The 14019-nt window shown below is 58.1% G+C and carries 13 protein-coding genes; 7 read left to right on the top strand and 6 right to left on the bottom strand.

Translation table 11 applies throughout. The features are described 5' to 3' along the window. Window positions 1–89 precede the first annotated feature (89 nt). The 4 genes from AAFN47_RS01185 to AAFN47_RS01170 all read right to left on the bottom strand — a co-directional run bounded on the left by AAFN47_RS01185 (window position 90) and on the right by AAFN47_RS01170 (window position 4501). Window positions 90–1274, bottom strand: a complete 1185-nt coding sequence (locus AAFN47_RS01185; protein ID WP_499807341.1) for an adenylate/guanylate cyclase domain-containing protein — start codon at window positions 1272–1274, stop codon at window positions 90–92. Between the two features lie 134 nt (window positions 1275–1408). Next, window positions 1409–2248: an alpha/beta fold hydrolase gene (locus AAFN47_RS01180; RefSeq protein ID WP_499807340.1), complete on the bottom strand. Its 840-nt coding sequence runs from the start codon at window positions 2246–2248 to the stop codon at window positions 1409–1411. A 108-nt stretch (window positions 2249–2356) separates the two neighbouring features. After that, entirely contained in the window at window positions 2357–3826 is a 1470-nt protein-coding gene (locus tag AAFN47_RS01175; protein WP_499807338.1) for a carboxypeptidase M32, read from the bottom strand. 51 nt (window positions 3827–3877) lie between these two features. After that, complete coding sequence (locus AAFN47_RS01170) at window positions 3878–4501, bottom strand: hypothetical protein (RefSeq protein ID WP_499807336.1); 624 nt, start codon at window positions 4499–4501, stop codon at window positions 3878–3880. A gap of 286 nt (window positions 4502–4787) precedes the next feature. On the opposite strand from AAFN47_RS01170, the gene AAFN47_RS01165 reads away from it, so the two are divergent. The 4 genes from AAFN47_RS01165 to AAFN47_RS01150 all read left to right on the top strand — a co-directional run bounded on the left by AAFN47_RS01165 (window position 4788) and on the right by AAFN47_RS01150 (window position 8501). Then, complete coding sequence (locus AAFN47_RS01165) at window positions 4788–6023, top strand: efflux RND transporter periplasmic adaptor subunit (protein ID WP_499807334.1); 1236 nt, start codon at window positions 4788–4790, stop codon at window positions 6021–6023. Continuing rightward, window positions 6020–6952 carry a cation diffusion facilitator family transporter gene (locus tag AAFN47_RS01160; RefSeq protein ID WP_499807333.1) on the top strand — a complete coding sequence of 311 codons (933 nt, stop codon included), beginning with the start codon at window positions 6020–6022 and terminating at the stop codon, window positions 6950–6952. Before AAFN47_RS01165 ends, AAFN47_RS01160 begins: the two co-directional genes overlap by 4 nt. A gap of 13 nt (window positions 6953–6965) precedes the next feature. After that, complete coding sequence (locus AAFN47_RS01155) at window positions 6966–7352, top strand: hypothetical protein (protein WP_499807331.1); 387 nt, start codon at window positions 6966–6968, stop codon at window positions 7350–7352. 234 nt (window positions 7353–7586) lie between these two features. Further along, window positions 7587–8501: a sugar kinase gene (locus AAFN47_RS01150; protein WP_499807330.1), complete on the top strand. Its 915-nt coding sequence runs from the start codon at window positions 7587–7589 to the stop codon at window positions 8499–8501. A 12-nt stretch (window positions 8502–8513) separates the two neighbouring features. Here the strand turns inward: AAFN47_RS01150 and AAFN47_RS01145 are convergent, their stop codons facing one another. Together AAFN47_RS01145 and AAFN47_RS01140 are read right to left on the bottom strand one after the other, a co-directional pair. Beyond that, a complete protein-coding gene (locus AAFN47_RS01145; protein WP_499807328.1) occupies window positions 8514–9443 on the bottom strand; it encodes a VOC family protein in 930 nt (309 codons plus the stop codon). A gap of 166 nt (window positions 9444–9609) precedes the next feature. Beyond that, the gene (locus tag AAFN47_RS01140) at window positions 9610–10284 is read right to left on the bottom strand and encodes a GntR family transcriptional regulator (protein WP_499807326.1); all 675 of its coding nucleotides are present in this window, start codon (window positions 10282–10284) and stop codon (window positions 9610–9612) included. 331 nt (window positions 10285–10615) lie between these two features. Here AAFN47_RS01140 and AAFN47_RS01135 point away from each other — a divergent pair, with 331 nt between their 5' ends. The 3 genes from AAFN47_RS01135 (at window position 10616) to AAFN47_RS01125 (ending at window position 13851) form a co-directional block, all read left to right on the top strand. Next, window positions 10616–11509, top strand: coding sequence for a dihydrodipicolinate synthase family protein (locus AAFN47_RS01135; protein ID WP_499807325.1), 894 nt, complete (start codon window positions 10616–10618; stop codon window positions 11507–11509). A 71-nt stretch (window positions 11510–11580) separates the two neighbouring features. After that, window positions 11581–12840 carry an NAD(P)/FAD-dependent oxidoreductase gene (locus tag AAFN47_RS01130; RefSeq protein ID WP_499807324.1) on the top strand — a complete coding sequence of 420 codons (1260 nt, stop codon included), beginning with the start codon at window positions 11581–11583 and terminating at the stop codon, window positions 12838–12840. Between the two features lie 9 nt (window positions 12841–12849). Then, entirely contained in the window at window positions 12850–13851 is a 1002-nt protein-coding gene (locus AAFN47_RS01125; RefSeq protein ID WP_499807323.1) for a 4-hydroxyproline epimerase, read from the top strand. Window positions 13852–14019 lie beyond the last annotated feature (168 nt).

Below are 14019 nucleotides of genomic sequence, written 5' to 3'. Positions count from 1 at the left end.
TAAGCCGCTTCTAGGCAGTTTCAAGTTCATCGTTCCGTGAACGGACAGTCTGCTGGCAAAAAACGAATTGCTTGCTGCCATATTGCACCCTAGATCAGGACGAAGGTTTCGATGTTCTGATCCAGACCGCGGATCGCATGCATGCCCGTCGATCGGAAAAGCGACGGAACGAGATTCGCCACCGCGCTGGTCGCAAGAACCGTATCGCCCGTCGCCTTGCAAAGCTGTTCGACCCTGCTCGCCAGATTGACCGCCGGACCGATGACCGTGAAATCCAGCCTGTCCCGGCTTCCGACGTTGCCGTAGGTCACCTGCCCCATGTGGATTCCCGTGCCGGTTTCCAGCGGAGGCTTGCCTTGCGTCTGGCGATGCTCGTTCAATGCGTGGAGATTGGCGCGGATTTCAATGGCGGTTTCCGCAGCGCCAATACAGCGCTCTTCCTGGTTCTTCTCACCGGAGACTGGAAACACCGACAACACGCCGTCGCCCAGAAATTTGAGAATATCTCCGTCGCGGGCCTGCACCGCCTCCGCAACGATCTCGAAATAGTCGTTCACCGCCTCGATCAGTTCGGCCTCAGGCCAGTAGGCGGATTTTGCGGTAAAATCCCTCAGGTCGGAAAACATCACCACCGCGTCCATATGGACAAGATCGCCCCTGCGTATCGCGCCTTCGGCGACTTCCTTCGCCGGTCCCCGCCCGAGATAGGTCGCAAGCAGGCTGCGCATGGACCGTCTCTGCGCGCAGGGCTCCATCGCCGCTGCGATCGGATCCGTGAGTGACTGCAGCAATTCCAGGCCGCTCTTGGAAAACCCGCGCGGATCTTTCGTGACGAAGCTCGCGCCCTGGGTGGAACCGTCGCTGAACGAAAGCGCCATCGCGAAGAAATCGGTCCCCCCTGCTTCGGCCATTTCATGCAGCACGCCGTGGTCGTCCACGGGATGCAGATTGTCGAGCCGACGTCGAAATGCGCCGCGATTCTGCACGACATGTTGAAAGGGCGAACCGTGCCAGGCCGATGTCTGCAGAACGCTTGCCGGTATTGCATTTTCGACCGCCCCGTCCGGCGTCCACACCGTGCTCCAGCCGGCAATCAGCGGATTTGCAACCTGATGGTTTATGCGCATGCGCGACAGGGGAACGCCCGATGCCACAAGGCGGGTCGCCAGACCTTCGACCACCTTCAGTCCGTCACCGTGCAACCTGCCTTCGCCGATGAGCCAATTTGCGATATCCGGCGCACTGTCCGCAGAATTGGTCGTATGATTGCCCACAACGCGATCGCCCAAATGAAACATGGTCCGGAAGCAAAGACCCTCTCCGAAGGTCGAACCGGAATTACCTCCGATATGGTAACCGTTTCGCAGGAAATCAAACAGCCGGCAATGCGGCCTGGAAATCGAATGGATCAGGCGGCGGAGCGAATGCGCGCCGATGAAGCGGCCTCTGCTCCTTCAACCCTTGCGATATGCCGCAGGATGACCGGATTGATCACATCGGGATTGAAGACCGGCGCCATGTGGCCAAGCGAGGCAAAGGCTTCGGTGCGAACGTCGTGAAAGGCGCTCGTGATACGGGACGTTACGCGCGCTGAGATGTCAGGCGACTGCCCGCCACTCATCATAAGGACCGGCAGTTTGATCGCCCCCAGTTCCTGCAAGGTCCAGGTTTCAGCAAAGCCGGCGTTGAAATCGGCGATGATCGAACGCGCCTGGGATGCGAATTTGCCGCGTGACTTGCCGGGGAGCGATTCCCAGGCGCCGTCTCCGTTCCAGAAATTGATGAAGGCGCGCATGCCACGGTCGGGATTGCCGAAAGCCAGTGACACGGAAACCAGCCCCGCCAGCCTGCTGATCCGCCGGAAGAGCGTACGATCCATGGAGCATCCGCGGGAGAGGAAATGAAACGTCGCCGGCTCATACAACGCCAGGCTTTTGACCAGGTCCGGCCGGACCATTGCGATCTTCAGCGCGACGCCCGCTCCGTTCGAATGTCCGACGAGATGAACAGCTTGCCCTTTCCGCTCGATCAGTTCGATGACAGGCGCCGCAGCTGCCGCAACGCCTTTCTGGGAAATATCCCGCGTCAGGCTGGCTTGACCGTATCCTGGAAGGTCAGGCGCGATGACCTCCATTTGCCCCGCACTGTCGGCAGCGAATGCCCGCCACTGGGCTCCGCTCGAGGCCGATGAATGGAGCGCGACCGCCACTGGCGCGGACGAAAGCTGGTCGTTTTTGAAATCTGGCATCGTTGTTCATCCCGGCTTGCTTGATGACCCGGTTTTGAACGCCCGATGTTTCAGTCGATTTTCGAAGGTTCGGAATTAATGTTTCAATTGTTTTGGGGCTGCCGTCGCCTACAGGTCGTAGAGCGCACCGAATTTTGTTTCCAGGTAATCGATCAGCGGGCGGGTGGACGGCGCCTTTCCCGTCGCCTCGGCGATAAGGTCCTGCGGAGCCAGCAATCTGCCCCGACTGTGGACACGCTCGCGTAGCCAGTCGAGGATCGGCGCAGTCTCGCCTGCCCGGACCATGGCGTCGCGATCGGTCAGATCCGCCCGCATCGCCTCATCGAGACAGGCCGAATAGATGTTGCCGAGACTGTAAGTCGGAAAATAGCCGATCAAGCCGGCGGACCAGTGGACATCCTGCAGAACCCCCAGCCGCGCATCCGGCGGCGCCTTGCCGAAGTCCCGTTCAAAACGCGTGTTCCAGGCTTCCTCCAGATCCTCTGTTTCGAGACTTCCGTCGATCAGTTCGAGCTCCAGTTCAAAACGAAGCAGGATGTGCAGATTGTAATGCACCTCGTCAGCCTCTGTTCTGACAAAACCGGTTTGAACGTGGTTCACTGCGGCGTAAAGCTCCTCCGGCCCGCAGAGGTTGAGAGTGTCAAAGCGGGTCTTCAGCGAGGGGAAAATCCATTCGGCGAAAGGTTGCGAGCGTCCTATCTGGTTTTCCCAGAAACGCGACTGGCTCTCGTGAACGCCCATCGAACAATAGTCGCCCGCTGGAAGATAAGGGTGCGCCGCGCCCTGGGTATAAAGAGCGTGGCCAACCTCGTGCATTGTCGAAAAAAGACAGTCCTGGATATCGGCCTCGTCGATCCTTGTCGTGATGCGGGCGTCGCTGACCGTGCCGCTGCTGAAGGGATGGACGGAAATATCCAGGCGGCCGGCCTTGAAGTCGTAACCCATGGTCTCTGCGACGAACCGCGCCAGATCGAGCTGATCGGATTCCGGAAAAGAGCCTGTAAGCGCCGAGGGAGCCGGCTTTTCCCGAATGCGCTCGCGCAACGAGACCAGCGCCGGGCGAAGGCTTTCCAGCAATGGTTCGACATCCGCCTTTCTCGCGCCCGGCTCGAAACTGTCCAGCAGACTGTCATAAAGGCCGCCTTCCCCATCAGTCAGGCAGGAGGCCTCCTCACGCTTCAGAGCAACATTTCGTTTCAGCGCCGGCGCGAACACCGCATAGTCGTTTTGTTTGCGCGCTTCGGTCCATAACACCTGGCCCTCGGAGGCGGCTTTGGCGCTTGCTTCGGCAAGAGATTTCGGGATGCGGGTCGCCTTGTCGTATTGCCGGCGCGCCTGGTCCACGTTGCAGCGATCGAAGGGCGTGAGTTCCGCCTCGTTCAAGCCCGAGATCCATTCCATCACTTGCGGGTCGGATTGGCGCGCATGAATGGTCGCGGCAAGCGCCCCGATCTGTTCGGCGCGCAGGCTCGCGCCTTTCTCCGGCATCACGGTTTCCTGGTCCCAGTGGCTTATGTCCACTATCTGTGAAAGCAGCGAGGTTTGGCGGAGATGATCGAGGAGGAGGTCAAATGTCATGACCACGCAGTTAGACAGGATTTCACAGGATGGCAACCGACGCGTCTGCGGTCAGTCGGATATCCGCGCCAGTTCGGCATGGGCGTTCGCAAAGGTCGCCATCGGCCAATTGCGGGAATGGATGTGCCCGGCGCCGTCAGCGACATTCCAGACGAGGGTCAATTCGCCTGCTGTTTGATCGGAAAATATTTCGATCAGCGCATGGGCGGAAGGGCCAGTGAAAACACAGAGGTTCTGACTGACGCACGCCTGCGTATTCAGGTTCCAGACCGGTTTTCCATCACGTTGCAGGTACGCGCCGCTTTCCGCCGAAATCAGGTCTTCTCCGAGATAGAACGCAACCTGCATGCCTTTGCCGTCTACTCCGATCGTCGCCGACAGCGTCACCTCATAGGGTGAAAAGTCTGTGGCGTCGTAGGCTACAAAGGAATCGGCGAGACGCATGTAACAGCGCTGCCCGGATGAGATTGCTAGCCCGTCTCCTGGACTGTCCGAAACCGGATGCTTGCAGAAGGTTTTCCATTCATCGAAACGGGCATGGTGATTATACCTCCAGCCGGCGTCATCTTCACTGTGGATTCTCTCCCTGGCCTGACCAACTTCCTCCGAAGTCATGGTGACAACAGCCAGCGCTCCGGCAAGCAACACCGCAGCGGCAATCGTAAACGGACGCATATCGATTCACCGTATTTCGTTACAGGGCGATTGATCAGGAAATGGCTCTACCATCCTGAATATGAAGGTTTTTTCTATACTATGGCTACGGATATGGGGACCGACTTCCGGAATACAAGGCATGTACGAAAAACGTGATCTTCCTGCAACCGTCTGTCCATCCACATTGCCTTTCACAATTTCTGCGTGATGCAAAAAGCTGCGGCGATTGACGCCGTTCAAAGGCCAGATATAGTTGGCCAAAAGTATTTTCTAACAATATGAATTGTGGAATTGCATCAGCGATATGTCCAAGGCGCCGCGACGTGGAAAGCCCCGTTTTCTGACGATTCTTTTGGTTGGCGTCCTTGCCTTTCTTCTCTACTCGGCCTGGATCGGCGGGCCCTATCTCAAATCGATTTTTATACGGGATTCGGCGATCACCGCCTGGAAACAGCTTGCTAGCGCGCCGATAGCCGGTGAGATCGTTTCGCCCTTGCCTGAAATCGGGACGCGAGTGGGCTCGGACACATCAGCAGTACTGATACGCAACGACCGGCTTTTCACGGAAAAATACCGCGTAGACGACCTTGAACAACGGGTCAACGCGACACGCGAACAGATAGACGAAGCCCGGCAATATATCGATCAGTTGCACGCGTTGGAGAGCGAGCGCCTGGGGCGCCGAAAGGCTTATGCGCGCATATTTCGCCAGCGATTGCACAGGGAAATCGCCGAACTCAAGCAAGACAGCGCAGCACAGCTTGGTCAGATAACGGTCCTTGAGGACCTGCTGGAACGTCTGAAGTCCGCCGGAAGCGGGACGATTGTGCCACAGACGCGAATTGACGAAACCACCCTGCGCCTTTCGGAGCTCCGGCAGGATCAGGCCAACAAGGCTGCGCATTTGGCGAAAGCCGTTGAACAGCTTAAATTCGCCGAGTCAGGGCACTACCAGAATTATGACGGCGAGGTTCCCGGTTGGGCTCTGGACGATGGGAGTGATCTGCGTCTGCCGCGCTTGCAAATGGTGGTGCACAGTCAGGAACTGGAGTCGCAACTGCGCTTCCAGGAAGCCGAACTGAAACTGGCGCGCGCCGACCTTGCCCATTTGACCGAGGCTCAGGTGCCTGTGCCGATAGGCGCGACTGTTCTCAGTATCGAGTCGCGAACTGACGCTGTGGTCCTGCCCGGTCAGGTGGTGCTGACCTGGGTGGATTGTTCCGACCTTCTTGTCGATGTTCCGGTTTCTGATGCCGAGGCTCCCCTGATCCTTCCCGGCACGAAGGCGCAAGTGGTCATCGAAGGCTCCCACAGGTCCGTCGAAGCCAACGTCATGCTCGTCCGCGGTTCTGCGGCGACTTTGGGCTCTGATGACCTGGCCGCCGTCGCCAAGGGTCGTAGTCCCGGTCTCGCCCAGGTTCTGCTCTCACTCGAGCCCGACGATCTCGAAGTTGAAACCTGCCCGATCGGCCAGGCAGCCTATGTCGAGTTTCTCGACATCGGCCTCATCGACATCATCAGGGCGCGTATGAGGCTATGAGGCTACTTTCGAAGATAACGAGAGAGCCCACCAAGGTGGAAATATCCCGGGAACGGGCCGTCATCTACTCAAGCCTGGCTGATCTGATCCTGGTCCTGCTGCAGGTTGCATTCGCGATAATCACCGGCTCGCTAACCCTGCTCAGCGAATTTACCCGTTCCAGTTTCATGCTGATGATCGAGGTTTATTCGCTCTGGTTGCTGGCGAGCGTCCACCGTGGGCGCATGACGCATTTTCAATTCGGCGTGGGAAAGATCGAACAGTTCTCGTGGCTGATCATCGGTCTTGGCATGATCGCCAGCGGCGTATGGGTCGCTGGAAAGGTTGTTCATTCCCTGGTTGAACAAGGCGTGCCGCCCAGCCCGATTGGTCTCGCCTTCGCGGCAATTGTCAACGCCGCCAATCTTACGATCAACTGGGTTTCCCTGTTCGCTCTCGTTTCAGGCGAGCGCACGGAAGAATCCGATATCTACAAAGCTCAGATCAAATCTCGCATCGTCAAATGCGTCAATTCAACGTTCCTGCAGATCACGCTCACCGTCGCCACCCTCGCGAAGGATCCGGTGGTCGGTCTGGTTATGGACGGTCTCGGCGCGGCGTTCGTTGCCGTCGTCATGATCTTCAACGGACTCATGATGATTGCAAGGAGCCTCCCGGATCTCCTCGATGCGCCTCTGTCAGGGATTGAACTTTCACAAATCTCCGAAACGGTTCGCGCCCTGGATGCGCCACATGTCCAGATACTCAATATTCGGTCACGGCGCTCGGGGCAGTTTCCGCATGTCGAAATTCTCGTGTCGCCCGTCGGCGGAGATTCCGCAGGCAAACTGCTTGAAGAGATCGGGCGTTTGCGTGATGCGCTTCATGCGCTCGACAGCCATATAGACGCGACCTTTGTCGTCGCGTTGCAAGACAAGGCTTCAACCTGAGCGGGATTCAGCATTGACAACATATACCATTATGGTATATACAGAACCCATATTCCTGGTCCATACCCTTAAGCCATCTTCAATGTTCACAACTCAATATTCCTTTGAAGAATTGCCTGTGTGCATCGGCGCAATGGAAATTGCTCAGTGCTCCGGCACAGCCTTGCTCGAAGGCGAAGTCGGTCCCCATGATTATGGATTTCGCGTCATTGGCGTGGAGTTGCAAGGCAACCTTGCCGGCGATTATCGAGACAAACGACATGTCGTCCTGAACACTGGTTCAGACGACCCTCTTGCCCTGATCCTGTTTCGCAACATCGCCCGGGCGATCGAGCGGGATCGTTGCGCCGCGGACCATTACTACGACGAAATGAGTGACCTGATGCATAACGCAGCTTAGGTAGCACGCTGTTTCAATCCGGTCTGCGCCATTACAGCGTTCGCCATCCTGACGCCTCATAGTTGGTTTACATACGAAATTCTGGATAGTGGCTCTACGCCATTGTTCGGCACGGAGGCGGTTGCGGCGACGCAACCGCCTTTCCCGGTTTTAAACTTGTGCGGACTTCCCTAGATCCGCGAATCTGGTTTATCAGTCCAGCGATCAGACAACTATTCGCCAGGACAAGTCAGCATGCCAATTCCGCAAGGCCCCTTGAAAATTGCCTGTGTCGGCGAGGCCATGATCGAGCTCGTATTGAACAGCGACGGAACCGCCGCCAATGTCGGATACGCGGGCGACACGCTTAATACCGCGATCTACCTGCGCAGACAGATTGCCGCCAAAAACGAAGTGGCGTTCGTCTCTTGCGTTGGAGAAGACCCGTTTTCCGAACGCATGGCGCTCTTCATTGAATCACAGGGCGTCTCGACACGGTCGCTGGAGCGTATCGGCGACCGGTTGCCTGGTCTCTATTCCATCATCACCGACGAGAATGGCGAACGATCGTTCTTTTACTGGCGAGAAAACTCCGCCGCCCGTCAGATGTTCGCGGGAAGAGACTTCAACACCCTGGAAAACTACGACGTCATTTATCTTTCAGCCATCTCGCTCGCGATCGTGCCGGAGAATATTCGCGAAGCGCTGTTCCTCTGGATCGAGCGCTTTCGCGAAGCCGGAGGACTGTTCTCCTTCGACTCCAACTATCGACCGCGCCTGTGGGGAAGCCCCGAAGCAGCAAGAAAGGCCGTTGCACGCGCCTGGCGGATGGCGGACATAGCGCTTCCTTCCATCGACGATGAAATGGCGTTGTTCGAGGACAAATCCGAAGCGCAAACGCTTGAGCGTTTACATAGCTACGGTATTCGTTCCGGCGCGCTCAAACGCGGTCCGCTCGGCCCTGCGCCGCTCGGAGACGCGGACACTTCGAAATGCGTATTCGAGCCGGCGAAATCAGTCGTCGATACGACCGCGGCGGGCGACAGCTTCAACGGCGGGTTTCTTGGCGCCTACCTTGCCGGCGCAAGCCTTGAAGCTGCGATGCAGGCCGGTCACGACCTCGCGTCCCGCGTCGTCGGCCACAGGGGCGCGATTATTCCGAAGGACTGAACCCGGCGTTCGTCACTCAATCGGCTCGAGGCTTTCCTCAAGCTGCTCACGCCTGGATTCGTGCTCCTTGGGCAGCATGAATCCCTGGCCCAGTTCGCTCAGCTTTTCGTCCGTGTTGAAACCCGGCTCGTTCGTGGCGATTTCGAAAAGCACGCCCCCCGGCGAGCGAAAATAGATCGCGAAGAAATAGCTGCGGTTCTTGACCTGCGTCACACGATAGCCGTTGTTCAGCAGGGTCTCGCGAACCTTTTCCTGTTCCTTGCGGCTTTCAACGGCGAAGGCGATATGGTGGACAGATCCTGCGCCGGCCTTTGCCGGATCGGCGTGCGGTAATTCCTGTATGTCGATGCAATCGGCGCCATTGCCCTTCGCAAGCTGGTAGCGATGGTGATTGCCTTCCTTGCCCTGGAATTCATAGCCAATCAACTTCAGAAATTCCGCAGTCGCCGCTGCATCCGCAAGCCGCAGGCTGACGGAGTGAAGACCGCGAATCCCGATGTCGGTGGAAAGGTCTGATCCATCCCAGGCCTTGCGCTTGTCCTGGGGGTTCTCGATGATTGCGATTTCCTCGCCGTCCAGCCCCTGAAACCTCAGCCGCTTCTGTCCGAAATACTCATCCGAGCCGACAAACCTGAGTTTCAGTTCCTCGACATGCGCCTCCCAGAAGGCGCGCGCGCCCTCCGGCGCGGAAAAAGCCACGCATCCAACCTCTCCCGATCCCATGCGGCTGCCGGAAAGGCTTGGAAAGGGGAAATGGGTGATCAACGTGCCGGGCGCGCCAATGCGCGTTCCGTAATAGAGATGATAGGCGTCGGGAACGTCGAAATTGATCGTCTTCTTGACTCTTCGCAATCCGAGCCACTTCGTGAAGAAACGATTATTCGCAGACGCGTCGCGCGTCAGGGAGGTGACGTGGTGCAAACCTCTTACCTCTGAAATCATTTCCCCTCTTTCCGGACGCCGTGCATGTCAATTCGTGTGGATCGGTTGTCATAACTGTCGAACCGACAGCAACGCAAGCTGCAATACCGCAGTTATACCCAATCGCAATTCGAACTGACCCTTGCCCCTCAAGCTCAGGAAAGACTGAAACCGCGTCTGCTGGCCTTTACCGTCCGCCTCCGAGATGTTCCAGCAATTCGTCGCGCACGCCTGAAATATGTTCCCGCGTCAAACGCGCCGCCAGTTCGGCGTTTCCGTTTTCACAGGCATCCAGAATGGCCAGGTGTTCGCGATGCGCCTTTTCAACGCCATGGGAAATCGACAACTGGGTGTCAACATATCGCTCCGTCCGGTCCAGAGCATTGTCGATCATGTCCAGATGATATTTCAGTCCGCTGTCGCGATACAGGCTGTAGTGGAACTTGCGGTTAAGCTTGCTCCATTTTTTCGAATCATCCGTGCGGCGGAATTCATCGCAATATGCGCGCGCCTTGGACAGAGACGCCGATGTCATTTTCGGAACGGATGCAGCGATGACCTCGCTTTCCATCAGAATCCGGAAATCGAATATTTCAGAGGCTTCCCTGAGCGATATGCCCGCGACGACCGCGCCGCGATAGCGCCGGTTTATGACGAGCCCTTCCTGTTCCAGCTTGGACAGAGCTTCCCGCACGGGGATACGGCTTGTATTGAACTGGTAGGCGATATCATCCTGCCGCAACGGCGTTCCATCATCCAGCTCACCGTCGATGATCGCTTTTCTCAGAGAATCATAGACGATCGAACCGGCGGAGGCGCGGTTGCCGATATCAATCGATTTCAGCTTCAGATTCGACGCCATCTGCGGAGTTCCGGGGGTAATCCAAAGGGTACAAATACCTGCGTCCATCATTATCTCATTTCCTCCAAATTGTAAATTGGATCCAATTTTATTGACCACTTAAACTGATGTGGTATGGAATTGTGGCGGTCGGAATAGCGCGGCGGCCAGGAGCAGGCGAAACCGGCGAATCACAACGCCGCACCCGCTTCCCTCGGAGCCGCGAAATTTCGATCATGATATAAAACAATAGGTTGTGTTATATCTTTGCCTCACTGATAACGGGCAGAAAAAGATTAAACTTTCGCAAGGCTATGAATTGCTGCCGCGCGCAGCCAGAAAGGACGATGAAATGTGGCAAGGCGTCATACCTGCGGTCACCACAAAATTCAGCGGAGACAATGGTCTTGACCATGCGGAGATGGAGCGTTGCTACGCCCTGATGATGGACGCCGGCTGTCATGGTCTGATCGCCTGCGGCACATTGGGCGAAGGAAACATGCTGTCGCATGACGAGCGGCTCGAAGTGCTTCGCCTGTGCAAGCAGGCGACGGGCGACAAGCCCGCCCTTCTCACGATTTCGGAACCCGGAACGAGAGAAGCCTGCGACCTGGCGAAGCGGGCTGCGGGCGCCGGCGCGGACGGATTGATGATCGTTCCCTCGCCGCTCTACCACACCGGCCGTGACGAGACGATCGCCAACCTCAGGGCGATCGCCGAGGCCGGCGACCTTCCTGTCATGATCTACTCCAATCGCGTCGGCTACCGCGTCGATGTGACACCAGACATGATGGAGGAACTGGCCGATGACGCGCGCTTCGTCGCGATCAAAGAAAGCTCGGACGATATCCGGCGCACGACCGAGATCTTCAATCGTCTCGGAGATCGATACGACGTTCTGACCGGCGTCGACAATCTCGGGTTTGAGGCCCTGACGGCGGGCGCCGTGGGATGGGTCGCCGGACTGGTCGTCGCCTTCCCGCGCGAAACGGTCGCGATCTACGAACTGATCCGCAGGGGCCGATATGGGGAGGCGCTCGCCATCCATCGCTGGTTCCGTCCCCTGCTCGATCTCGATGTTTCGACCTGGCTCGTGCAACAAATCAAGCTTGCGGAAGTTATTGAAATAGGGTCCAATGATCGCGTGCGCATGCCGCGTCAACCACTCCAAGGCGAACATCGTGAAAGAGTGGAAAAGATCGTGAGGCTGGCAATTGAGAGCCGGCCTGTATTGCCGCAACTCTGATCCAGACGGACCCGCGGTAGATGAGGCGGAATGAACCTTGGCGCGGTGCCCGGTTTGAGTTGAAGTAAGTTATGACGGAACTGGGCGAATCCAAACCGAACGTCATCGTCATCGGCGCAGGCATTATCGGCCTGTCGACCGCGCTCAGCCTGCAGATGCGCGGCCAGCGAACCCTGGTGATCGATCGCGAAGGCCCTGCGGCCGGCGCATCGAGAGGCAACGCCGGCGCGTTCGCATTTTCTGACATCATTCCACTCGCCTCGCCGGGCGTGTTTCGCCATGCGCCCGCCTGGCTGATGGATCCGAGCGGGCCGCTGACGATTCCGCCGGCCTACGCCTTAAAGATATTGCCGTGGCTTCTGCGCTTCAGCCGGGCGTCGCGCCCGTCGGAGATGGCGCGCGGCGTCGCCGCGCAATCCGCGCTCATGAATCATTCGAAAAAGGCGCTGCTGGATTTCCTCAAGGACGCCGGCCTCGGGGATATGCTGCGGCGGGAAGGCAATCTCCAGGTCTATGAGAGCGGCCGCGAGTTCGAGGCGTCGCTTCCCCACTGGCGGGCGCGTGAGAACCAACTCATCCCGTTCCGGCATATCGAGGGCGTGGACGCGATCGCGGAAGTGCAGCCGGGCCTTTCCTCCCGGTTTACACGGGCAACCTTTTCGCCGGAATGGTACAGTGTCAACGATCCGCTCGACTATACGCTCAATGTCGCGGAAAAATTCCAGGACCGCGGCGGCAAGTTCGCGGTCGCCGAAGCAACATCGGTGGCAGCCGACCACGAGACGGCGAGCATTCGTTGCGCGGACGGTCGGGTTCTGGTTGCAGACAAGGTCGTCGTCTGCGCCGGAGCCTGGTCCCGGCCGTTGGCCCGCTCGCTGGGCGACCGCATTCCGCTTGAAACCGAGCGCGGTTACAACACGACTTTGCCGCCTGATGCGCTCGATCTGCGAATGCAGATAACCTTTGGCGGACACGGCTTTGTCGTCACCAAGCTGTCGAGCGGAATACGCGTTGGCGGAGCTGTAGAGCTCGGCGGTCTGGAGCTGCCCGCGAACTTGCGCCGCGCCGATATTCTTCTCAACAAGGCGAAAGACTTCCTGCCCGGTTTGCGCATCGGGGACGGCGTTCAATGGATGGGGTTTCGCCCTTCGCTGCCCGACAGCCTGCCCGTCATCGGCATGGCCAGAGCCACGAACAGGGTCATATATGGGTTCGGCCACGGACATCTCGGCCTAACCCAGTCTGCCGGCACGGCGAGCCTCATCACGGAGCTTGCGCTTGGCGAGCCGGCTTCGATCGACCTGACCCCGTTCCGCGCCGACAGGTTCTGAAGGTAACGCATGGCAAGTCACAGCTTCTTCTGCATTGATGGCCACACCTGCGGAAACCCGGTTCGCATGGTCGCCGGCGGCGCGCCGCAATTGTCCGGTTCAACCATGCTCGAGAGGCGAGCGCACTTTCTGGCCGAATATGACTGGGTTCGCACCGGCTTGATGTTCGAGCCGCGTGGACATGACCAGATGTCCGGCTCTATACTCTATCCGCCCTGCCGCGACGACTGCGACGTCGGCGTGCTGTTCATCGAAACCTCGGGTTGCCTTCCGATGTGCGGCCATGGAACCATCGGGACCGTCACAATGGCCATAGAGCATGGCCTGGTCACGCCGGCAACGCCCGGGCAGTTGCGACTGGATACGCCGGCCGGACGCGTTCTTGCCGACTACCGTATGGAGGGCGGCCGCGTCGAAGAGGTTCGATTGCGAAACGTGCCGGCGTTCCTTCATTCGACGGAACTGACGGCCGAGTGTCCGGGCCTTGGAGAAATCGTCGTCGACGTCGCCTATGGCGGCAATTTCTACGCAATCGTCGAGAGTCAGAAGAACTTCTCCGACATTGCCGATTTCAAATCGATTGACCTGATCCGCCACAGTCCGCTGTTGCGAAAGGCGCTCAACGGGAAATACGAATTCAGGCATCCCGAACATTCTGAAATAGGTGGTCTTAGCCACATTCTCTGGACAGGCGCTCCCAATCATCCCGAAGCCAGCGCGCGTAACGCCGTCTTCTATGGCGACAAGGCGATAGACCGTTCACCATGCGGAACCGGCACATCCGCCCGCATGGCCCAATGGGCCGCCAAAGGGCGCCTTCAGCCCGGAGACGACTTCATCCACGAAAGCATCATCGGATCGCTGTTCAAAGGCCGCGTCGAAGACCGGGTGAAAGTCGGCGCCTATGACGCGATCGTTCCATCCATCGGCGGATGGGCCAGAATGCATGGTCTGAACACGATATTCATCGACGACCGTGACCCATATCGCCACGGTTTCGTCGTCGAGTAAGGTGACTAGCGTCACAGGACTGTAACATTTTACCACATATCTTTGGTCGCATTTTGCGCCGCTTCCCCGCCTGTACAGCCGCGCCTGCCCTGACCTGGAATCGTCACAATAACTCACAGACAAAACTGTCCGGCGTCGCGAATCAGCAGCACCGCAACATGGCTCCAA

This window comes from Hoeflea sp. CAU 1731 (assembly GCF_039888615.1).
GTDB lineage: Bacteria > Pseudomonadota > Alphaproteobacteria > Rhizobiales > Rhizobiaceae > Flavimaribacter.
Note: the sequence above shows the minus strand (reverse complement) of the source record. Positions and strands in the feature narration are given on the sequence as shown.